At 72.4% G+C, this 20,977-nt stretch carries 22 protein-coding genes; 8 read left to right on the top strand and 14 right to left on the bottom strand.

What is annotated here, in order from left to right; genetic code table 11:
- Window positions 1-336: 336 nt before the first annotated feature.
- A complete protein-coding gene (gene moeZ, locus ASF38_RS13045) occupies window positions 337-1,509 on the bottom strand; it encodes an adenylyltransferase/sulfurtransferase MoeZ (protein ID WP_055966622.1) in 1,173 nt (390 codons plus the stop codon).
- 181 nt (window positions 1,510-1,690) lie between these two features.
- Between moeZ and ASF38_RS13040 the strand changes: the two genes are divergently transcribed.
- From ASF38_RS13040 to ASF38_RS13030, 3 genes are all read left to right on the top strand, one after another.
- Window positions 1,691-2,323, top strand: a complete 633-nt coding sequence (locus ASF38_RS13040; RefSeq protein WP_055966618.1) for a TetR/AcrR family transcriptional regulator — start codon at window positions 1,691-1,693, stop codon at window positions 2,321-2,323.
- A 77-nt stretch (window positions 2,324-2,400) separates the two neighbouring features.
- On the top strand, window positions 2,401-2,640 hold the full coding sequence (locus ASF38_RS13035) for a DUF3107 domain-containing protein (RefSeq protein WP_055966615.1): 240 nt from the start codon (window positions 2,401-2,403) through the stop codon (window positions 2,638-2,640).
- A 16-nt stretch (window positions 2,641-2,656) separates the two neighbouring features.
- The gene (locus ASF38_RS13030) at window positions 2,657-3,301 is read left to right on the top strand and encodes a DUF2461 domain-containing protein (RefSeq protein WP_055966611.1); all 645 of its coding nucleotides are present in this window, start codon (window positions 2,657-2,659) and stop codon (window positions 3,299-3,301) included.
- 87 nt (window positions 3,302-3,388) lie between these two features.
- On the opposite strand, the gene ASF38_RS13025 is transcribed toward ASF38_RS13030, so the two are convergent.
- Complete coding sequence (locus tag ASF38_RS13025) at window positions 3,389-4,117, bottom strand: ferritin-like fold-containing protein (protein WP_055966608.1); 729 nt, start codon at window positions 4,115-4,117, stop codon at window positions 3,389-3,391.
- Between the two features lie 182 nt (window positions 4,118-4,299).
- On the opposite strand from ASF38_RS13025, the gene ASF38_RS13020 reads away from it, so the two are divergent.
- Window positions 4,300-5,847 carry a DEAD/DEAH box helicase gene (locus ASF38_RS13020; RefSeq protein WP_369815202.1) on the top strand — a complete coding sequence of 516 codons (1,548 nt, stop codon included), beginning with the start codon at window positions 4,300-4,302 and terminating at the stop codon, window positions 5,845-5,847.
- Window positions 5,848-5,910: 63 nt separating this feature from the next.
- Here the strand turns inward: ASF38_RS13020 and ASF38_RS13015 are convergent, their stop codons facing one another.
- Window positions 5,911-6,660: a ParA family protein gene (locus ASF38_RS13015; RefSeq protein ID WP_055966605.1), complete on the bottom strand. Its 750-nt coding sequence runs from the start codon at window positions 6,658-6,660 to the stop codon at window positions 5,911-5,913.
- A 74-nt stretch (window positions 6,661-6,734) separates the two neighbouring features.
- On the opposite strand from ASF38_RS13015, the gene ASF38_RS13010 reads away from it, so the two are divergent.
- From ASF38_RS13010 to ASF38_RS12995, 4 genes are read left to right on the top strand one after another with little or no spacing between them, the layout of a single operon-like run.
- Complete coding sequence (locus ASF38_RS13010) at window positions 6,735-7,490, top strand: SDR family oxidoreductase (RefSeq protein ID WP_055966602.1); 756 nt, start codon at window positions 6,735-6,737, stop codon at window positions 7,488-7,490.
- Window positions 7,487-8,332, top strand: a complete 846-nt coding sequence (locus tag ASF38_RS13005) for an alpha/beta fold hydrolase (RefSeq protein WP_056576578.1) — start codon at window positions 7,487-7,489, stop codon at window positions 8,330-8,332. Before ASF38_RS13010 ends, ASF38_RS13005 begins: the two co-directional genes overlap by 4 nt.
- Window positions 8,329-8,949: a sulfite oxidase-like oxidoreductase gene (locus ASF38_RS13000; protein ID WP_056553713.1), complete on the top strand. Its 621-nt coding sequence runs from the start codon at window positions 8,329-8,331 to the stop codon at window positions 8,947-8,949. Before ASF38_RS13005 ends, ASF38_RS13000 begins: the two co-directional genes overlap by 4 nt.
- Complete coding sequence (locus ASF38_RS12995) at window positions 8,946-9,662, top strand: FAD-binding oxidoreductase (RefSeq protein ID WP_235497710.1); 717 nt, start codon at window positions 8,946-8,948, stop codon at window positions 9,660-9,662. Before ASF38_RS13000 ends, ASF38_RS12995 begins: the two co-directional genes overlap by 4 nt.
- A gap of 7 nt (window positions 9,663-9,669) precedes the next feature.
- On the opposite strand, the gene ASF38_RS12990 is transcribed toward ASF38_RS12995, so the two are convergent.
- The 11 genes from ASF38_RS12990 to ASF38_RS12940 form a co-directional block, all read right to left on the bottom strand.
- On the bottom strand, window positions 9,670-10,308 hold the full coding sequence (locus ASF38_RS12990) for a TetR/AcrR family transcriptional regulator (protein WP_200914527.1): 639 nt from the start codon (window positions 10,306-10,308) through the stop codon (window positions 9,670-9,672).
- A gap of 61 nt (window positions 10,309-10,369) precedes the next feature.
- The gene (locus tag ASF38_RS12985) at window positions 10,370-11,128 is read right to left on the bottom strand and encodes a DUF4166 domain-containing protein (protein WP_082480751.1); all 759 of its coding nucleotides are present in this window, start codon (window positions 11,126-11,128) and stop codon (window positions 10,370-10,372) included.
- On the bottom strand, window positions 11,125-11,820 hold the full coding sequence (locus ASF38_RS12980) for a hypothetical protein (protein ID WP_082480750.1): 696 nt from the start codon (window positions 11,818-11,820) through the stop codon (window positions 11,125-11,127). The genes ASF38_RS12985 and ASF38_RS12980 overlap by 4 nt, the downstream gene beginning before the upstream one ends.
- 334 nt (window positions 11,821-12,154) lie before the next feature.
- A complete protein-coding gene (locus ASF38_RS12975) occupies window positions 12,155-12,979 on the bottom strand; it encodes a PHP domain-containing protein (protein ID WP_056576573.1) in 825 nt (274 codons plus the stop codon).
- A gap of 10 nt (window positions 12,980-12,989) precedes the next feature.
- Window positions 12,990-13,562, bottom strand: a complete 573-nt coding sequence (locus tag ASF38_RS12970; RefSeq protein ID WP_055966587.1) for a histidine phosphatase family protein — start codon at window positions 13,560-13,562, stop codon at window positions 12,990-12,992.
- Window positions 13,562-14,605: a MaoC family dehydratase gene (locus ASF38_RS12965; RefSeq protein WP_056576570.1), complete on the bottom strand. Its 1,044-nt coding sequence runs from the start codon at window positions 14,603-14,605 to the stop codon at window positions 13,562-13,564. The genes ASF38_RS12970 and ASF38_RS12965 overlap by 1 nt, the downstream gene beginning before the upstream one ends.
- 70 nt (window positions 14,606-14,675) lie before the next feature.
- Window positions 14,676-15,170, bottom strand: coding sequence for a general stress protein (locus tag ASF38_RS12960; protein ID WP_055966582.1), 495 nt, complete (start codon window positions 15,168-15,170; stop codon window positions 14,676-14,678).
- A 53-nt stretch (window positions 15,171-15,223) separates the two neighbouring features.
- Window positions 15,224-17,818 carry a DEAD/DEAH box helicase family protein gene (locus tag ASF38_RS12955; RefSeq protein ID WP_056576567.1) on the bottom strand — a complete coding sequence of 865 codons (2,595 nt, stop codon included), beginning with the start codon at window positions 17,816-17,818 and terminating at the stop codon, window positions 15,224-15,226.
- A gap of 74 nt (window positions 17,819-17,892) precedes the next feature.
- Window positions 17,893-18,783 carry an alpha/beta hydrolase gene (locus ASF38_RS12950; protein WP_055966577.1) on the bottom strand — a complete coding sequence of 297 codons (891 nt, stop codon included), beginning with the start codon at window positions 18,781-18,783 and terminating at the stop codon, window positions 17,893-17,895.
- Window positions 18,784-18,799: 16 nt separating this feature from the next.
- Complete coding sequence (locus ASF38_RS12945) at window positions 18,800-19,993, bottom strand: acyl-CoA dehydrogenase family protein (RefSeq protein WP_055966574.1); 1,194 nt, start codon at window positions 19,991-19,993, stop codon at window positions 18,800-18,802.
- Between the two features lie 107 nt (window positions 19,994-20,100).
- A complete protein-coding gene (locus ASF38_RS12940) occupies window positions 20,101-20,967 on the bottom strand; it encodes a DMT family transporter (RefSeq protein ID WP_200914526.1) in 867 nt (288 codons plus the stop codon).
- Between the last annotated feature and the right edge of the window lie 10 nt (window positions 20,968-20,977).

Here is a 20,977-nt window from a genome sequence, read left to right as displayed (position 1 = left end):
CCTTTTCGTCGCCACGATGCTTCCTTCGCGTGGCACGGTCCACGCGAAGGAAGAACCGTGCGTGGATCCCGCGCAGAGGAAGAATCGTGGCCGCGCCCCGCAGACCCAACCGGGTCGAGACCCACCGCTGCGGTCGAGGCCCTCTCGGAGACCGACTCCACTCGAAGCCGTAGAGGCGCAGCACCGACGCCACTGGAAGCCCCAGCAGCGCAGCACCGGACCCGCTCGAAGCCGCCCGCACCTACCCGACGCCGGCGTCGAGCCCCCGACGCGACGAAGCCGCGAGGCGAGCACCCGAAGGCGCCCGCCCCGCGGCTTCGCCACGGGTCCAGCAGGTCAGTAGGTCGGCTGGCTCGGGTCGATCTGGTTGACCCAGGCCACGACGCCGCCGCCGACGTGCACCGCATCCTTGTAGCCGGCACCCTTCAGCACGGCCAGCGCCTCGGCCGACCGCACGCCCGACTTGCAGTGGAGCACGACCTGCTTGTCGTCGGGCAGCTCGGAGAACGCCTTGCCGTTGAGGAAGTCGCCCTTCGGGATGAGGACCGAGCCCGGGATGTGGTTGATGTCGCGCTCGACCGGCTCGCGCACGTCGACGAGCACGAAGTCGCGGCCACCGTCGGCGCGCTCCTTCAGCCAGCCGTCGAGCGTGCCCACGGAGATCGTCGAGTCCGCTGCCGCATCGGCCGCCTCGTCGCTGATCGCACCGCAGAACGCCTCGTAGTCGCTCAGCAGCTCGGTGGGCAGCACGCCGTTCGGGTCGCGCTGGACCTTGAGCGTCGTGTACCGCATCTCGAGCGCGTCGTAGACCATGAGGCGACCGATGAGCGGGTCGCCGATGCCGGTGATCAGCTTGATGGCCTCGGTGACCATGATCGAGCCGATCGACGCGCACAGGACTCCGAGCACTCCGCCCTCGGCGCACGACGGGACCATGCCCGGCGGCGGCGGCTCGGGGTAGAGGTCGCGGTACTGCGGACCCTCCTGGGCCCAGAACACCGACACCTGGCCCTCGAAGCGGTAGATCGACCCCCACACGTAGGGCTTGCCGAGGATGACCGCGGCGTCGTTGACCAGGTAGCGCGTGGCGAAGTTGTCGGTGCCGTCGACGATCAGGTCGTACTGGGCGAAGATGTCGAGCACGTTGTCGGTGTCGAGCCGCTCCTGGTGCACGACGGTCTTCACGTACGGGTTGACCTCGGCCACCGACTCCGCGGCACTCACGGCCTTGGGCCGGTCGATGTCGGACTGGCCGTGGATCACCTGACGCTGCAGGTTCGACTCGTCGACCACGTCGTCGTCGATGATGCCGAGCGTGCCGACGCCGGCAGCGGCCAGGTAGAGCAGGGCAGGGCTGCCGAGACCGCCGGCTCCGATGACCAGCACCTTGGCGTTCTTGAGCCGCTTCTGCCCGTCCATCCCGACGTCGGGGATGATCAGGTGCCGGCTGTAGCGGCGGACCTCGTCGATGGTGAGTTCGTCGGCGGGTTCCACGATGGGGGCGACCACGGCTGCTCCTCGCAGGGACGGTGATGGGGGTACTCCCGGCTCAACGCCGGGCGTGTCCTCCATTGTTCCCCCGCCGACGTCGACCGCAGGGTGCCGTCCGCCCCCTGGGACGCGCCGTCGTCGCGGCGACGCGCGGAGCGCCCCGACGGGCCCGCGTGGCACGGGGCACTAGGCTGACCGGGTGAGCGAGACCCCCACCCTGCGCCCGCGCGCCGGCCGACTGCCGCGACGCGCCCGACGCGCCCAGCTCCTGGAGGTCGCCCTCGAGGTCTTCGTCGAGCAGGGGTACCACGCCGCGTCGATGGACGAGATCGCCGAGCGTGCCGGAGTGTCCAAGCCGGTCGTGTACCAGCACTTCCCCGGCAAGCTCGACCTCTACCTGGCCCTGCTCGAGAGCTCGTGCGACGAGGTCGTCGACGAGGTCAAGCAGGCGCTCGCCTCCACGCAGGACAACCGTCGTCGCGTCGAGGCCACGATGGAGCTCTGGTACCAGTACGTCGCCGACCAGGGTGCCGCCTTCCGGCTCGTGTTCGAGTCCGACCTCACCAACGACCCCGACGTCCGCGAGCAGGTCGACCGGGTCGTGCGCGAGTCGGCCGTCGCGATCGCCGAGGTGATCCGCGAGGACACCGGCCTGCCGCAGGAGGCCGCGTACCTGCTCGCCGTCAGCCTCGTGGGCATGGGCCACGTCGGCGCCCGCAACTGGCTCTCGGAGTCGTCGGCACTGTCCCAGGAGGACGCCGTGCGGCTCGTCGCCGGGCTCGCCTGGCGCGGCATCGGCGGCTTCCCCCGAGAGACCAACGACCCCGCCTGACGCGGCACGGCCCACTCGGGCCCCACCTCGTCCGGCACCACACCCGCACCACACCAGACATCACGAGAGGACCGACCATGGAGGTCAAGATCGGCGTGCAGAACGCCGCCCGCGAGCTGTCCGTCGAGACCGACGAGGCGCCCGAGTCGGTGCTCGCCAAGCTCGACACCGCCCTCAAGGACGAGACGGTCTTCAGCCTCACCGACGAGAAGGACCGCACCGTCGCGGTCCCGGCCGACAAGGTCGCCTACCTGTACTTCACCGCCGACACCGGCCGCAAGGTCGGCTTCGGTGCGGTCACGCAGGAGACCACCTGACGGACCGGGGGCGCGCATGAGCTTCGAAGGCTTCCCCGTCGCGGCGCTCGACTTCTACGACGACCTCGAGGTCGACAACACGAAGGCGTTCTGGGAGGAGCACCGCCACGTCTACGACGCGGCGGTCAAGCAGCCCATGACCGCGCTCATGGCCGAGCTGGCCGACGAGTTCGTCCCTGACGGCGAGAGCGCGAAGATCTTCCGCCCGTTCCGCGACGTGCGGTTCTCGAACGACAAGACTCCCTACAAGACGCACCAGGGTGCGTTCGTGCCCGTGGCGCCCGCGACCGGGTACTACGTCCAGGTCGGCGCGCCCGGTGTGCGCACCGGAGTCGGGTTCTACCACGCCACGCCCGCCCGGCTCGCCTCGTTCCGCGAGGCCGTCGACCACGAGACCTTCGGGACCGGGCTCCAGCACATCGTCGCGCGACTGGAGGGCCGGGGCTGGACGGTCGGCGGCGACGCCGTCAAGACCGCGCCGCGCGGCTGGTCGGCCGACCACCCGCGCATCGACCTGCTGCGCCACCGCACGCTCACCCTCGGGCGCGACCACGGCTTCGAGCCGTACGTGCACACCGCCGAGCTGCTCGAGCACGTGCGCGAGGACTGGCGCGCCGGACGGACGTTCCTCGACTGGATCCTCACCCACGTCCGCGGCTGAGCGGTCGTCCGCTCAGGCGGCCAGGCCGAGGCGCGCCATGCGTCCCGCTCGCTCGGTCGACCCCGAACCCCGACGACCCGGACCCGCTCAGGCGGCCAGGCCGAGGCGCGCCATGCGTTCGGTGTGCGCCTCGGTGATCCGGGTGAACATGCGCGAGATCGCGGTGAGGTCCAGCCCGGGCGTCTCGATGCCGCCGACGAGCACGGCGCTCAGCGCGTCGCGCTCGGCGACGAGCGTCTGGGCCTGGCGCAGGGCCTCCCCCATGAGCCGACGTCCCCAGAGCGCGAGGCGGCCGCCGACCCGGGGGTCGGCCTCGATCGCGGCGCGCACCTGGTCGACGACGAACTCCGAGTGCCCGGTGCCGCTGAGCGTGTCGACCACGATCTCGCGCGTCACCGGGTCGAGGTAGGCGGCGATCTCGCGGTAGAAGTCGGCGGCGAGCCCGTCGCCGACGTAGGCCTTCACGAGGCCCTCGACGAAGTCGGCCGGACGCGTCTTGCGGTGGAAGTCACCGAACGTGGCCTCGAACGGCTCCATCGCGGCGAACGGGTCCTCGCCCATCTCGACGAGGCGGTCGCGCAGGACCTCGAAGTGGTCGAACTCCGCCGCGGCCATCGTGGCCACCTCGACCTTGCTGCTCAGGTCGGGCGCCATCTGGGCGTCGGCGACGAGTCGCTCGCACGCGCTCAGCTCGCCGAAGGCCAGCACGCCGAGCAGCTCCACGACGCCGCGGCGGTAGTCCGGATCGTCCAGGGCCGAGGGCGCGGGGGCCTCCGGAGGGGGGCCCGAGCGGCCTGACTTCGCGTTCTTCGCCATGCGCCGCAGCGTAGCGCGCTGGGGACCCGCCGCCGCCTGTGTGCCGCCGCAGGGGCCGAGACGGGTAGACTGGCCTTGCCCTTGGGGCCGTATCTCCGTCGTGAGGTCTCGGACGCACCGTCGTCGCCGACACACGACACGTATCGAGATCCCTCTCTGTTCCCTCACGAAGACGAGTACCTGTGACCACGTTCACCGATCTGGGCGTCATGCCCGAGATCGCCGACGCGCTCGACGCGGTCGGCATCAGCAGCCCGTTCCCCATCCAGGAGATGACCCTCTCCGTGGCCCTCATGGGCACCGACCTCATCGGTCAGGCCCGTACCGGCACCGGCAAGACGTTGGCGTTCGCCATCCCGGTCATCCAGCGCACCGTCGCGCCGCACGACGCCGACTACGACCAGCTGGCAGCCCCCGGCAAGCCCCAGGCCCTGGTCGTGGCCCCGACGCGAGAGCTCGCGCTCCAGGTCGCCAACGACTTCAAGACGGCGTCGGCCAAGCGCGGTACCCGCAACATCACCATCTACGGTGGCGTCCCCTACGAGGGCCAGCTCGACGCGCTCGAGAAGGGCGTCGACATCGTCGTCGGCACGCCCGGCCGCATCCTCGACCTCGCCAACCGCGGCGCGCTCGACCTCTCGCACGTCAAGTCGCTCGTGCTCGACGAGGCCGACGAGATGCTCGACCTCGGCTTCCTGCCCGACGTCGAGTCGATCCTGGCCAAGACGCCCGAGACCCGCCAGACGATGCTGTTCTCGGCGACCATGCCGGGCGCCATCGTGTCGCTCGCGCGCAAGCACATGCGCCACCCCATGAACATCAGGGCGGAGTCCCCGGAGGAGAACGACACCGTTCCCGCCACCGCGCAGTTCGTGTGGCAGGCGCACGAGCTCGACAAGGCCGAGGTCATCGCCCGCATCCTGCAGGCCGAGGACGTCCAGCGCGTCATCATCTTCACCCGCACCAAGCGCACCGCCCAGCGTGTGGCCGACGACCTCATCGATCGCGGCTTCCCGGCGTCGCCCCTGCACGGCGACATGGCCCAGGGCGCCCGGGAGAAGGCGCTGCAGGGCTTCCGCGACCACAAGGTCGACGTGCTCGTGGCCACCGACGTCGCCGCACGCGGCATCGACGTGGCGAACATCAGCCACGTCATCAACTACAACTGCCCCGAGGACCACAAGACGTACGTGCACCGCATCGGGCGCACGGGTCGCGCCGGCGCCTCGGGCATCGCCGTCACCTTCGTCGACTGGGCCGACCTGTCGCGCTGGAAGCTGATCAACGCCGAGCTGGACCTGCCGTTCGCCGAGCCGCAGGAGACGTACTCCACGTCGGACCACCTGTTCCACGACCTGGGCATCGACCGCTCGGTCAAGGGCCGGCTCAAGCCGCCGTCGCCCAAGGAGCCCCGCAAGGACGGCGACCGTGGTCGCGGCGGCCAGGGCGGTCGGGGCCAGGGTGGACGCAGCCAGGGCGGGGACCGCAGCCGCGGCTCGGACCGCCGACGCTCCGACGATCGCCAGCAGAACGGTTCCGGCCAGGACCGACCGGCCCGGAACGCCCCGACGTCCGGCGACACCGGCCAGGGTGGCGAGGGCAAGGAGGGTGGCGCGAGCCGCAACCGTCGCCGTCGTCGCACCCGCAGCGGCCAGCGCGTCGAGGGTCAGGGCTCCGGCGCCCAGGGCGGCACCGAGGCGACGGCCGCCGCGCCGCGCTCGTCCGACTGACGCACGACCCGACGCGAAGGGGACCCACGCACGGCGTGGGGCCCCTTCGGCGTTCTCGAGCGGTCAGAGCAGGCTCTTGGCCACCTCGCGGTAGGCCTCGGCCCCCTTGTGGTTCGTGTGCACGCTGAGGATCGACCGCCCGATGGCCGGAGCCTCGGCGAACCGGATCGACTTCGGGATCGGCGGGCTCAGCACCGGCAGCTCGAACTGCTCCTCGATGGAGGCGAGCACGGCACGGGCGTGGTTGGTGCGGCCGTCGAACATCGTGGGCAGCACGCCGGCGACCTCGAGCTCGGAGTTGATGAACTGCTTGACGTCGTGGACGGTGTCGAGCAGCTGCAGCACGCCGCGGTGCGAGAGGGTCTCGGCCTGCAGCGGGATGACGACCTTCTGCGACGCCGACAGCGCGCCCACCGTGAGCACGCCGAGAGTGGGCGGGCAGTCGATGACGACGAGGTCGTAGTCGTCGGCGACCTTGTCGAGCGCCACCCGCAGCCGCTGCTCGCGGCCGGTCCGGCTCACCAGGGCCTCCTCGGCCTGCGTCACCGTGACGTTGCTGGGAAGCAGGTGCATGCCGTCCTCGGTGACCACGATGGCGTCGGCCGGCTTGGCCTTGCCCAGGAGCACCTCGCCGACGGTCACGTCGAGGTCCTCGGGGTCGATGCCGAGGGAGAACGTGAGTCCGCCCTGCGGGTCGAGGTCGACGAGGAGGACTCGTTTGCCGAGCTCGGCGAACGCCGCGCCCAGCGATGCCACGGTGGTCGTCTTGCCGACGCCACCCTTCTGGTTCACCACGGAGATCGTCGTCGTCACGGGGTCATCATGCCACCCGTCGGGGCCCTGCGACCCCAGCGTCCTGACCCGTGGTCACGTGGCATGCTGACGGTATGACCCGAGCCCTCGTCACCGGTGCCACCGCAGGCATCGGCCTCGCCTTCACCCGTGCCCTCGCCGCTCGCGGCCACGACGTCGTGCTGCTCGCCCGCGACGGCGACCGGCTCGAGCAGGTGGCCGCCGAGGTCCGCACGAAGCACGGGGTCCGGGCCGACGTCGTCGTGGCCGACCTGACCACGCCCGAGGGCCTCTCCGCGGCCGAGGACGCGCTCGCCAGCAGCACCTCGCCCGTGGACCTGCTGGTCAACAACGCCGGCGCCTCGCTGCCCGGCTGGTTCGGCACCACCGACATCGCCGACGAGGACCGTCAGCTCGACCTGCTCGTGCGCGCCCCCATGCACCTCATGGACGTGGCCATCAAGGCCATGGCGGGGCGGGGACAGGGCAGGATCGTCAATGTCTCGAGCGTGGCCGCGTTCACGCCACGCGGAACCTACTCGGCCCACAAGGTCTGGCTGGTCAACCTGTCGCGCTGGGCCGACTGGCAGTACGCCGACGCCGGGGTCCGCGTCATGGCCCTGTGCCCGGGCTTCGTGCGCACCGAGTTCCACCAGCGGGCGGACATGGACGTCTCGGGCGTCCCGCGGTGGATGTGGCTCAACGCCGACAAGCTCGTGAAGGCGGCGCTGTCGGACCTCGACAAGGGCAAGTCGCTGTCGGTCCCGAGCCTGCGCTACAAGGTGCTCGCCACGATCTCGCGGTACGCCCCCACCTCGATCGTCGCCCGGATCGCCAAGCGCGGTCGATGAGCACGCCCCGCACGCTGGAGCTCCCGCCGGGGGTCGAGGCGTCCGTCGTCCGCACCGCACGCGGGGAGGTCGCCGTGCACCGGGTCCGAGCCGACGGCAGCGGCGCGCGGGGGCACGTGCTGATGGTCCCGGGGTGGACCGGCAGCAAGGAGGACTTCACGCCGATGCTGCCGCTGCTGGCCGACGCCGGGTTCGACGCGACGGCGTACGACCAGCGAGGCCAGTACGAGACCGTGGCCGACGAGGCGGACGACTTCAGCCTCGCGGGCCTGGCCGCCGACGCAGCGGCGCTCGCCGCCGAGGTCTCGTCCGGCCCGTCGCACCTGCTGGGCCACTCCTTCGGCGGCCTGGTGGCGCAGACCGCCGCGGCGGACCACGTGCGCGCCTGGACGAGCCTGAGCCTGCTGTGCACCGGACCCGCCGCGCTGGGATCCACACCCGGACGTCCCCTCGAGCGTCTCGTGGCCGAGCTGGACGGCTCGGCCACGATGGCCGAGGTGTTCCGTGCGCTGAAGGGCCCCGCGCTGGGCGTGAACCCGCCGGCCGTCGAGGCGTTCCTCCTCGACCGCTTCGAGCGGAACTCCCGAGCGGGCCTGCGGGCGTTCACCCAGCACCTGGTCGACGCCCCGGACCGCGTCGCCGACGTGGCCGCCACCGGCCTGCCGGTGTGGGTGGGTCGTGGTGCGGGTGACGACGCGTGGCCGCATGCTGTGCAGGACGACATGGCAGCCCGGCTCGGCACCACCGTCCACGTGGTGGCCGGTGCCGACCACTCCCCTGCCGTCGAGAACCCCGTCGGCCTGGCGGCCGCGTGGCTGCCCTTCCTGGAGGAGACGTCATGACCGACGAGCCCGTCACGCGTGGATTCGTGGGACGCCGGCGCCCCGCGCAGTCCGACCGCCTCCCTCCCGGGCAGTACGACACCGGGCGGCTGTGGCCGGTGCTGTCGGCCGAGCCGACCCCCACCGTCGACCGGGACCGCTGGGAGCTCACGGTCGACGGAGCCGTGCTGGAGTCGCACACGTGGGACTGGGCCGCACTACGGGCCCTTCCGCACGCGACGACGACGGTCGACATCCACTGCGTGACGACCTGGTCGCGCTTCGACACCCCGTTCACCGGGGTGAGCGTCGAGACCCTCCTCGACGTGTGCGGGGTCGCCACCGGCGCCACGCACGTGGTGGCGCACTCGCGCACCGGCTACACGACGAACCTCCCGCTCGACGACGTGCGCGCGGACCGCGCCTGGGTGGTCTGGGACGCAGACGGCTCTCCTCTCACCCCGGAGCACGGCGGACCGGTGCGGCTGCTCGTCCCGCACCTGTACTTCTGGAAGTCCGCCAAGTGGCTGACCCGCCTCGAGCTGCTCGACCACGACGAACCGGGCTTCTGGGAGCGCGGCGGCTACCACGACCGTGGCGACCCGTGGCGCGAGCAGCGCTACCAGGGCGATCCGTGACGGCCCAGACGCCCTCGGCGTCGGGCGACGTGACCGGCTGGCAGCTGGCGACCGTGCGCACGGTGGACCATCCGACCCAGGGCTTCGTCCGGCTGCGCCTGGAGCTGCCGGAGCCGGCCTCTCATCGCGCCGGGCAGCACTACGTCGTGCGCCTGCGCGCCGAGGACGGCTACACCGCGCAGCGGAGCTACTCGACGGCCTCGGCGCCGGGTGACCCGCTCGTGGAGCTCATGGTCGAGCGGATGGACGACGGCGAGGTCTCGGGCTTCCTGCACGACGACGTGCGCGTGGGCGACACGTTCGAGGTGCGGGGACCGATCGGCCGCTGGTTCACGTGGAACGGCTCCACACCGGCCCTGGCGTTCGCGGGCGGCTCCGGGGTGGTGCCGATGGTCTCGATGCTGCGCCACGCGATCGGCACCGGTGCTGCGGAGGCGCTGCGGGTCGTCGTGGTGGCGAAGTCCCTCGCCGTGCTGCCCTACGCCGACGAGCTCCGCGCCTCGGGGGCGTTCGTGGCGCTCACGCGCGAGAACCTGGGGTCGCGCGTGGCTGCTCCCCCGTACCCGGACGAGGTGGCGCCGCTGCTCGACGGCGTCGAGGCGGCGTACGTGTGCGGGTCCGTCGGCTTCGTCGGCTATGCGACCCGCCTGCTGCAGGAGCAGGCCTTCCCCGCCGACGCGATCCACGTCGAGCAGTTCGGCGAGACGGGCTAGACCGTCCCTAGCGACCGCGCAGCACGCTGCGGACGGCGCGTCGGGCGATCGGTCCGAGCCCGTCGAGCAGCTCGGCCACGGGACGCAGGCGCGCGAGGGGGTCCTCGACCGCCGCGGCGTCGTGGGTCCGCGTCGGCTCCATCAGCTCGATGCCGACGAACGCCGACGACGCGAGGTCCGTGAGCACGTCGGCGTCGAAGAGCTCGCCGACGGGCGACGTCTCCAGCAGGCGCTGCAGCGCGGGGCGAACGGCAGCCGACCACAGTCCGATGGCCTCGCCGGCCGCTGCCGCGAGCGCCGGGTTCCCGTGCGAGGCGGCGAGCACCTGCGCCAGCACCGCGACGTTGCCCGCCTCACGCTCGTCGGCCCGGACCCGGTCGGCGACGTCGAGGAGCGCGCCGAAGCTGGTCACGGTGGCCAACGCGTCGCGGTAGCGGTCGACCCGCTCGGCGGTCGTGACCCGGCACGCCTCGGCGACGAGCCCGTCGACGGTGCCGAAGTGGTAGAACACGAGCGCCTGGTTGACCCCGCCGGTCCTCGCGATCGTGCGCGCAGACAGCTTCGCGATCCCCTGCTCACGGATCGTCTGCATCGTGGCGTCGACGAGGCGTCGACGCGTCTGCAGCGTGCGGGGGTCGTCGCTCACGTCACGAGCCTATCGGCGAGCGACGCCCGGGTCGGCGCCGCGCCCCGCCCCCGACGACGGTTCACACCCGGGTCTGCTCGCGGTACGGGCGCACGGCAGCCGGGACGGTCGAGGCGTCGACGAACGTGGTCGTGAAGCGGCCGTGGTAGCCGAACACCGGACCGACCACGTCGTGGTGCACCTCCACCCGGATGCGGTAGCACTGCTCGCTCTCGTCCCAGTGCTCACGCACCACCGCGCGGCCGCACACGAGCGGGGGCATCCGCAGGCTCACCGGGCCCTCGTGCAGCCGCATCACCGAGCTCTCGATGCGCAGACCGCCCCCACCCGGCACGGCGTCGTCCACCGCGAGGGCGAGGTCGGCCGCGACGTGCTGGTGGGTCCCGAGGTAGTCGACGACGACGTCGCGCCCTGGGCCCCGCGAGGAGTCGAGCACCATCGTGGCGTCGAAGCGTCGACGCCGTCCCGGTGCCACCTCGAACGTGCGGACGAACGTGACCGTCTCGCGACCGTGGTCGTCGAGGTAGGGGTAGTTCTCGATCGTGAAGGGGATGCCGCGGCCGGTCTCGGGGAAGAGCAGGTTCCGGCGGGCTCCGAGGCGCAGGAACGGGGCCACGACCGGCCGTCCGCGCCACACCTCGTCCATGACGCCGCGCCCCACGCACGCCCGTCGGTCGCTCGCGTTCACGCCGAATCGCTCCTGCATGCGCGGGTGCAGCCGGTGGAAGTCCGACCCCATGGCGCGGGCGAAGATCGAGACGTCCGGGCTGGTCGCCGGCGCCAGGGTGCCGGCGACGGGCCGGAGCTGCGTGACGGTCATGCGAGGACCTCCTCGGTCCGGGTCGCGGCCGGGTGCCAGGACCAGGTCGTGCGGCGGGCGGACGGTCGCCACGGCAGCGGCGGAGCGGCCCAGGCGAGCGCACCGCCGACCAGGGTGGCGACGAGGGCGGGCACGGCTCCCAAGGACAGGCCCAGGAGGCCGACGAGCGTCACCAGGGCGAGGCGGGCGCCGATGTCGAGCAGCGCGACGGCCGCCGAGACCTCGGGTGCGATCCCGCGATCGGCCCAGAGCCGCAGCCTGTCGAAGGACCATGCCGTGCCCCAGGCCATGAGGGGGCGGAAGACGCGGTCGACGCTGCCGCCGCGCGCCCGGTAGTCGTAGCCGGTCTCGAACGACGTGCCGGCGGGTCCGTGGTCCCCGAGCAGCGGGCGGTACCGCCAGTAGCCGGACCCGACCACGATCGGCGACAGCGGGTTCGGGCACGCGAAGGTGAGCGCCGACGTCGCGCCACCGTCGGTGGAGCGTCGCTCCCCCGCGTGCGTCCCGGTGCCACGGACCCCGAACCGCCGATAGGTGAACTCGCCCGGCACCGTCGGCTCGATGCGGCCGAAGCGCGCGTCCCACCGCGAGTGCTGCGCCGGGTCCTGCGTGAGCGCCCACAGGCGGTCGACGTCGGAGCGGGTCACCACGGCCACGTGGATGCCGTGGCGTGGAGTGCGGGGTGGGGTCATCGTTCCTCCTGGGTCTTGAGCAGTCGCTCAAGAGAACGATGACACATTTTGAGCAGATGCTCAAGTAACCAGGATGCTGCGCCCGACCGTGCGCTGTGCAGGCTGGCGGCGGGTGCGCGTGCTCGGTGCTGCATTGCCGCGACCCCGAGCGGAGCCGGCCTCCGAAAGGGCCTCGACCGGAGCGGGCCGCCGGGCTCGACCGAGCTCGCGGGCCGCGGGGCGCGGGGCGCGCAGCCTTCTGCCTTGGTGAGCGCCGGTCCGAAGGATGCTGCGTTCGTGTCCGGACCCCGACCCGAACGCAGCGTCCTGCGTGCGGCAGAGGAGGTCGAAGGGCTCAGACCAGCAGGCGCTCGTACTCCGCGGGGTCGGTGAGGTTGGCGCCGAGGTGGAAGGCCGAGCTCTTGCCCGTGCCGTGGTAGTCGCTGGAGCCGGTGACCACGAGGTCCAGACCCCTGGCGATGTCGCGCAGACCGCGACGCGACCACTCGTCGTGGTCGACGTGGTCGGCCTCGATGCCGTCCAGGCCCGCCGCGGCGAGCTCCTCGAACGCGGCCGACGTGAGCACGCGGTCGCTCCCCCGCGACCACGGGTGCGCCACGACGGCGCTGCCGCCGGCCGCCTTCAGCAGCCTGATCGTCTCGAGCAGCGGCGCGGCGTAGCGCCCGACGTACGCCTTCCCGCGACTGTTCAGCCACCCCTGGAACGCCTCGTCACGGTGGCCGATGTAGCCCTTGGCGACCATCGCGTCGGCCACGTGGGGACGCCCCGAGGCCGCAGCCGACCCCGACTGCAGCGCGACGTCGGCCTCGGTGATCTCGATGCCGTGCTCGGCCAGCCTGGCCAGGATCCGCGGGAGCCTCTGGTCGCGGCCGTCGAGCACCCGGTGCAGCTCCTCCACCAGCGGGGGGTGGTCCGGGTCGAAGCCGTAGCCCAGCAGGTGCACGCTCTCGCCCTGGAACGTCGTCGAGATCTCGATGCCGGGGACCACGACGACGTCGAGACCGTCGGCGGCCGCGAGCGCCTCCTGCCATCCGGTGGTCGCGTCGTGGTCGGTCAGCGCGACGACGTCGAGCCCGGCCTGCGCGGCGTTCCGCACCAGCTCCGTGGGCGAGTCCGTGCCGTCCGAGCGGTGGGAGTGGGTGTGGAGATCGATCCTCACGATGGCCAGACTAGGGCGTGGCCGTGACGTTCCAGCGCTGGACCACCGGCTGGCCCCGGTCGTCGCCCAGCACGGAGTAGGTGGCGGTGTCGAGGTCGAAGATCCGACCGTCCGGCACCGGCAGGCCCAGCCAGCGTGCGGCGAGCACCCGCAGGCTGTGCCCGTGGGCGAAGACCAGGGCACGCCCCTCGGTGGCCCGCACCCGCGCCACCACGCGGTCGAGACGTCCAGCCACGTCATCGGCGCTCTCCCCGCCCGGCACGGGGTGGCTCCAGATGGTCCAGCCCGGCACCTGCTCGCGGATCTGCGGCGTGGTCAGCCCCTCGTAGTCGCCGTAGTCCCACTCCGCCAGGTCACCCTCGACCGTGGCCTCGCCGAACCCGGCGAGCGCTGCCGTGCGGCGCGCCCGCAGACGAGGGCTCGTGAGCACGAGGTCGAAGTGCTCGTCCGCCAGGACCGGGGCCAGGGCTCGTGCCGTGGCCTCGCCTGCAGGAGTGAGCGGCAGGTCCGTCGTGCCCGTGTGCTTGCCGACGGCGCTCCACTCGGTCTCCCCGTGCCGGACGAGGAAGAGCGTGGCGCCCATCAGCGCGGGACCAGGACCCACAGGTCGAGGTCGAGCAGCACGCCGTCGGCGTACTTCCCGTCCTCGCCGCGCAGGGTGGTGCTCTCGTCGCGGCCCTTCGTCGCCACCAGGCGCAGGCGGAGGGCTCCGACACCCGTCCCCTCCCAGGCGGCGGGCGTGGCCTTGTCGAGCACCTCCGACCACGCGTACACGGTGTCACCCGCGAACGCCGGGGCCACGTGGGAGCCGGCGTTGATCGCCGCCACCAGCTGCGCGTTGGCGAGCCCGTTGAACGAGAGCGCACGGGCCATCGAGATCACGTGCCCGCCGTAGACGAGCCGCTTGCCGTCGGGGCGGGCCTCGGTGTTGAAGTGGACCTTGGCGGTGTTCTGCCACAGGCGCGTGGCCATCATGTGCTCGGCCTCGCTCAGGGTCACGCCGTCGACGTGGTCGATCGTCTCGCCCACCGTGTAGTCGTCGAAGCGGTGCGGCTCGCCGGCGGCCGACGTGTCGTAGTGGGTGAGGTCGAGCCCGGCCGGGAGCACCAGGTCGTCGGGGGCGACGGCGTCGGCCACTGCCGGGACGACCGTCTCGGGGGCCGGCGCGTCAGCGTCCCGCTTGTGCACCATGACCCAGCGCACCCAGTCGAGCGCGACCTCGCCCCGCTGGTTGGTGGCCGTGGACCGCACGTAGACGACACCGGTGCGACCGTTGGAGTTCTGCTTGAGGCCGATGACCTCCGAGCTGGTCCGCAGCGTGTCGCCGGTGACCACGGGCCGATGGAACCGGCACTCGGCGTACCCGAGGTTCGCCACGGCGTTGAGCGAGACGTCGGGGACCGTCTTGCCGAAGGCCACGTGGAAGGCGACGAGGTCCTCGACCGGGTGCGGAGCCAGGCCGACCGAGGCGGCGAACTCCGCCGACGACGGGATCGCGAACCGCGTCGGGTAGATCGCACCGTAGAGGGCGCGGTCGCCGTCGGTGATCGTCCGCGGGGTGGCGTGCTCGATCACCTGCCCGACGCTGAAGTCCTCGAAGAAGTTGCCGGCGTTGGTCTTGGTCATGGCTCTCCTGGTTCGCGTCCCGTCGGCCTCGACGAGACGTGGGACGTCGCGGCGCTCGTGCCGCGGTGGGTCAGACGAACGGGTTGGGGCGGGCACCCGGGAGGTCGGCGATGAGCTCCTGCGCCTTGGCCCGGTGCTTGTGCTCGACCATCACCTCGTACTTGGTGGCGACGACGCTGCTGACCGAGCTGAAGTCCCTCCGGCCCCGGGTGGCCGCGTAGCCGAGCAGGGCCCACACGACGCCGAAGACGATCCCGATGCCGAGACCGCCGACGACGGTCTGCAGCCACGTGCTCTCCTCGCTGAAGATGCCGAGCAGGAGGCCCACGAGCACACCCAGCCAACCGCCGGAGGCCGCTCCGGCGCCGGCGACGCGGCTGGTCGTCAACCGCCCGGTCACCCGCTCGACCTGCTTGAGGTCGGTGCCGACCACGAGCAGGTTCTGGACCGGGAACTCCTTGTCGGAGAGGTGGTCGACGACCTTCTGGGCGGTGGCGTAGTCGTCGTAGACACCGAGCGACTGGGGGAACTCGAGCGAGAAGAGTCCCTGGTTCACGGGAGGCATGCGGTCAGTCTAGGCCGCGGCCCACCGCGCGCCCCGTGGTCGCCGTCTGGTGGTCACGACCAGCTCGAGCGCAGCAACGTCACCACGTCGAGCGGCGTGGTGCCGTACGCCGAGACCAGGGCGGCCGTCCCGACGTCCGAGCCGGCCGCGACCACGGTCGACGGGCCGAACCACCGCGCCCAGGCCTGCTCGAACGCTCGCCGACGTCCGGCGTTGCGGCCGAGCTCGGCGGGGACCCCGAACCAGGTCCGGGCGACGGGACGGGCGCGGCCGAGCAGCACCCGCCAGCCGGCCCCGGCGGTCGGCGAGGGTGCCTGGTGCCGCGCAATGAGCCACCGTGGGGCGACGACCGGACCCAGGAGCTCCTCGACCAGGTCGACGAACAGCGACGACGTCGACGCGTCCGCGTCGAGCTCGAACCGGTAGGTGCCCGTGGCGTCGACCACGGCCCGCACCCCGACCGCACCGGGGCCGCCGAGCCCGGCGGACGCCATGGCGTCGGCCACCACCCACGCATGCGCGGCGAGCCCGGGGTCACGCGACGCCTCCCGCGCCGCGTCCCACGGCGACCACCGCGCTGACCGACCGGTCCCGACGACGCCTGCCTCGCCCATCCGCGCCCAGGGCGGCGTGGGGGCGTCCACGGTCCGCGGTGGCTCGGTCTCCCTCGACGGCCCCTCCTCCCGGACCCGGATGGCTCGCCGCACCTCGTCGCGGTACGCCTCCCCCACCCGCCAGCGTGCGCGGATCACGTCGCGCTCGGCCGTCCGCTGGGCCATGTCCAAGGTGACCACCGGGAAGAGGTCGGTCTCCGGCGGCGCGAACGGCGAGAACCGTGCGTCCACGTGGGCGACCCCGGAGACGACCTGGCCGTCGTCGTCCACGCCGAAGTAGCCGTCGTGCTTGCGGACGAAGCGGCGCCAGTCGGAGTCACCACCGGGGTGGTCGGGTGCCACGCAGACCACGCTCCACGTCGTGGCGACCTTGTCGGGCCACGTCGGGTCGACGCGCAGGGCGCGGCCCCGGGTCTGCGTCACGGCCGACGTGGTCGACGCCGTCGACAGGTCGACGAGGGTCGAGACCCGGGGTGCGTCCCACCCCTCGCCGAGCAACGCTCGGGTGCCCACGAGCACGTCGCAGTGCCCCGCCTGGAAGGCACGGGTCACGAGCGGCACCCACCGTCGGCTCGACCACGCGCCCACCAGCCGGTGGAACCGGCCCTCGAGGCCGGGCAGCGGCTCCGTGGCCAGGTCGAGGCCCGGGTCCAGCCCACGGAGCACCTCGACCAGCCGGCCAGCGTGCTCCGCGCCGGCCGCGACGGTGCGCCCGGTGAGCAGCACCGGCTCGAAGCCCGCGTCGAGCAGGGCGTCCATGACCTCCAGCGCCGAACCGTGCTCGGCCGGCGCGTCGCGCAGCACGAGCGACGACGTCGGTGAGGCGCGCTCGTGGTCGCACACCACCACGGCCCGCAACCGGTCGCCGAGGGCGGACCGCTCGGCCAGCAGCACCTCGGCCGCGGCGCGCATCTTGTTGGCACTGCGCGACAGCACGCGGTCCACCGCGGACCCGGCCCCGCTCACCCCGCGGCGGGTGACCCGGAACCCGATCCCCGGCATCGCCTTGCGCAGGTCCTCGATGACCGAGCGGTCCTGGTCGAGCTCGCTGCGGGCCAGGCAGCCACGCACCCAGTCGTCGACGAGCCGCGCCCAGTCGTCGGCCGTCAGGTCGGTGCGGTGCTGCTCGCGCAGCACCGCACCCTCGGGCAGGTCGAGCAGCCCGGCGGCGACGAGTCGCAGCACCGAGGTCGCCAGCTCGGGCTCGTCGCGCTCGAGAAGGGCCCACGGGACGGGGAGCTCCCCGATCCTCCGGTCGAACCAGACCAGCAGGGGCACGGACCCGTACCCGGGGCTCAGCAGCTCGGTGGTCAGCTCGGCGAACCTCGTCGCCGAGGACGCGAGCCACGTCTCCTCCTCGTCCGAGGGGCGGGTCAGCCAGGCCAGCTCCGCGAACGGTGCGAGGACACCCTCGCGAACGGCCGCAGGGATCGACGCCTGGTAGACCACGTCACCGAACAGCTCGTCGACCTGCTCGGCCTGGCGACGGCTCAGGACGCCGGGCGGGGTGGCCGTGAGGCCGAGCACGAGCACGTCCTCCAGGGGGTCGAGCACCTCGCGGAGCAGGGCTCCCCAGACCTCGAGCAGGTGGTGGCACTCGTCGAGCAGCACCGCGAGGGGTCCGGCGTCCCGCAGCGCGGCGACGAGCGCCCGTCCGTTGTCGTGCAGGCGGTCGACGAGACTGCCCTCGTCCCCGTCCTCGTCCTCGCCCTCGTCGGGCGAGAACGAGGCGAGCGACTGGTAGGTGAGCACCGTGACGTCGGCTGTGAGGTCCCGCTCGGCACTCGCGGGCCCTCGTCCGTACCGCTCCCAGGTGGCGATCCACTGTGCCTGGATGGCGGTGTTGGGGACGAGGACGACGGCGCGCCGGCCCTCCTCGGCGTGGCGTGCGGCCACCAGCTCGGTGCCGAGGACCGTCTTGCCGGCCCCGGGCGGGAGCGACACCCAGTACCGACGTCGACCGGCCGCCCGCGCCCGCTCCACCGCGGCCAGGGCCTCGGCCTGGAAGCGCCGCAGGACGAAGGGGTCGGGCATGGCGTCCTCTGCGGGTCGGGAAGGTGGTCGCGATCTGCCAGCGTAGGAGCCGGGCCGCCCCCTCGCCCGACCGCTCAGGCCACGGGCACGTGACGACCCAGGAACGCCAGCTCGTCGCGCACCGTCGTCTCGAACTCCTCGCCCACGTAGATGTCGAAGTGGCCGGTGTCGCGGCGCACCACCTCGCCGTGCGGCGCGCGTGCGACGTGCCGCAGCGTGGCCCTCGCCGGCGCCACCGTGTCGCGCTCGCAGACCACGAAGAGGGCCGGACAGCCAAGACGGCGGGCACGGGCCCCGGGGCGCCCGGTGGCGATCGAGAGGGCCACGCGCGCCGCGACCTCGTTGCGGAAGGTCGAGCCGTCCTCGACCAGCGCGAGGTAGCCGGGAACGGCGTCCGGCGCGGTCATGAGGGCGACGGTGCCCGGCTCCCCCGCGAGGGGGATGGTCCGAGGGGGACGACGGAACCACGAGCCGACCAGGTCGCGAAGCGCCCTGGCCGTGACCCGCAGGGACGTCAGCGGGCGCACGGCGAGGCTCGACGCCAGGCCGTCGGTGTACGGGCACTGCGACACCACGGCAGCCAGGCGCGGATCCTGCGCGCCCACGGCGATGACGTGCCCACCGGAGAACGAGGACCCCCACAGCACGACCCGGTCGGGGTCGACGCCCGGCAGCGTCCGCGCGAACGCGACCGCCGCCGCCCAGTCCTGGCGTTGACGCCGGACCGAGAGCAGCTGGCGCGGCTCGCCGCCGCTCGCACCGAAGTGCCGGTAGTCGAACACCAGGCACACGTATCCCGCCTCGGCGAAGCGCTCGGCGAACGCGTCGAGCCGCATCTCCCGCACGCCGCCCAGGCCGTGGGCCATGACGACCACCGGACGGCCGGGGTCGCCGGCGGGTCGGTACACCCAGGCCGCGCAGGACGTCCCGTGCGACGTGAACGTGACGTCCTCGCGCTGCGTCATCGGTCCGTCGCCCCGGTCAGAGCTTGTAGTCCTTGAGGAGCGCCCGACCGATGATCATCTTCTGGATGTCGGACGTGCCCTCGCCGATCAGCATGAACTTGACCTCGCGCATGAGGCGCTCGATCTCGTACTCCTTGGAGTAGCCGTAGCCGCCGTGGATGCGGAAGGAGTCCTCGACGACCTCGTTGGCGTACTCGCTGGCGAGCATCTTGGCCATGCCGGCCTCGACGTCCATGCGCTTGCCGGTGTCCTTCAGGCGGGCCGAGCGGACCATCATGGCGTGGATCGTCTCGACCTTGGTGGCCATCTCGGCCAGGCGGAACAGCACGGCCTGGTGGTCGGCGATCTGCTTGCCGAAGGTCTTGCGCTGCTGGGCGTAGGCGATCGCGAGCTCGAAGCCCCGGATCGCGAGGCCGCAGGCGCGGGCGGCGACGTTGACGCGCCCGACCTCGACACCGTCCATCATCTGGAAGAAGCCCTTGCCGGGCTCGCCGCCGAGGATCTGGTCGGCCGAGATCTTGTGGTCCTCGAGGATCAGCTCGGTCGTCTCGACGCCCTTGTAGCCCATCTTCGCGATCTTGCCGGGCACCGTGACGCCCTGGGCCGTCTCGCCGAAGCCCGGCTCCTTCTCGACCAGGAACGTGGTCATGTTCTTGTAGACCGAGTCCGCACCCTCGTCGGTCTTGCACAACGTCGCCACGAGCGTGGACGTGCCCCCGTTGGTCAGCCACATCTTCTGGCCGGTGATCGAGTACGAGCCGTCGTCGGCCTTCGTGGCCTTGGTCGAGATCGCCGAGACGTCGGACCCCAGGCCCGGCTCGGACATGCTGAACGCGCCGCGGACCTCGCCGGTGGCCATCTTCGGCAGGTACTTCTTCTTCTGCTCCTCCGTGCCGTGCTGGATCAGCAGGTAGGCGACGATGAAGTGGGTGTTGATGACGCCCGAGACGCTCATCCAGCCGCGGGCGATCTCCTCGACCACGAGCGCGTACGTCAGCAGCGACTCCCCCAGCCCGTCGTACTCCTCGGGGATCGTCAGGCCGAAGACGCCGAGCTCCTTGAGTCCCTCGATGATCTCGGTCGGGTACTCGTCGGCGTGCTCGAGCTCCTGGGCGACGGGGATGATCTTCTCGTCGACGAACTCGCGGATCGTCGAGAGGATCGCGGTCTGCTCCTCGGTGAGGCCCTCGGTGCTGGCAAGACGTCCCATGCGTGCTCCTGAGTCTGGTGGGGTGACGTCCTGACCATACCGATCGGTAACGTCGCGCACCGCCCGACCTCGGGTGACCCACGGCACGTCGCCGCTGCGAGTCCCGCTCAGGCGACCGGTTCGACGGGGGTGCGTCGGGAGCGCACCACGACCACCAGACCCACCACGACGAGCCCCAGCCCGAGGTACACCCCGGCCGGAGGCGCCTGCCCGAGGAAGGCTGCGGCGAGGAGCGCCGCCGCGGGGACCTCGAGCAGCAGGAGCAGGGAGATGACGGTCGGGCTCATGACGACGAGCAGGTGGTTCAGCACCGAGTGCCCCAGCAGCTGGGCGCACACGGTGACGGAGGCGAGCAGCACCCACACGCGGGCGTCGTAGCCGACGAAGGAGGCGCCGGTGGCGACGCAGCCGACGGCCAGGACGAGTGCGCACACCCCGTAGCAGAGCGTCGTGTAGTGGGTCGTGGTCAGGCGCCGCCGGGCGCCCTCCCCCGCCACGAGGTAGAGCGCGGCACCGAGTCCGCCCACGATCGCGAGCAGGTCGCCCAGCAGGGCTCGCGACGACACGGTGAAGTCGACGCCCGAGACGACGAGCACTCCGACCGAGGCCACCGTGCAGCCGACGACGACCCGGCGCCCGGGCCGCACCCCCCGCAGCCGGTCGATGGCCACCACCCACACCAGCTGGGTGCACGTCAGCGCCGTCGCGGCCGCCACCGTCGTGAGCTTGAGCGCACCCACCCAGGCGGCGAAGTGCACCGCGAGCATCAGGCCGGCGAAGACCGTCCCGCGCAGGTCACGCCACCGCAGGCCCGCCAGGTCGGCGCGCCGACGCACCGCGAACGGCGCGAGCACGGCCGTCGCCGCGGCGTTGCGCCAGAAGGCGATGACCATGGCGGGTGCAGCCGTCGCTGCCATCAGCGGTCCGGAGGCGCTGACGCCCAGCAGGGCGACGACCGCGAGGAACCAGGTCACGGGCGGACCC

Origin of the sequence: Aeromicrobium sp. Leaf272, from assembly GCF_001422865.1 — a bacterium.
Classification (GTDB): Bacteria; Actinomycetota; Actinomycetes; order Propionibacteriales; family Nocardioidaceae; genus Aeromicrobium.
Note: the sequence above shows the minus strand (reverse complement) of the source record. Positions and strands in the feature narration are given on the sequence as shown.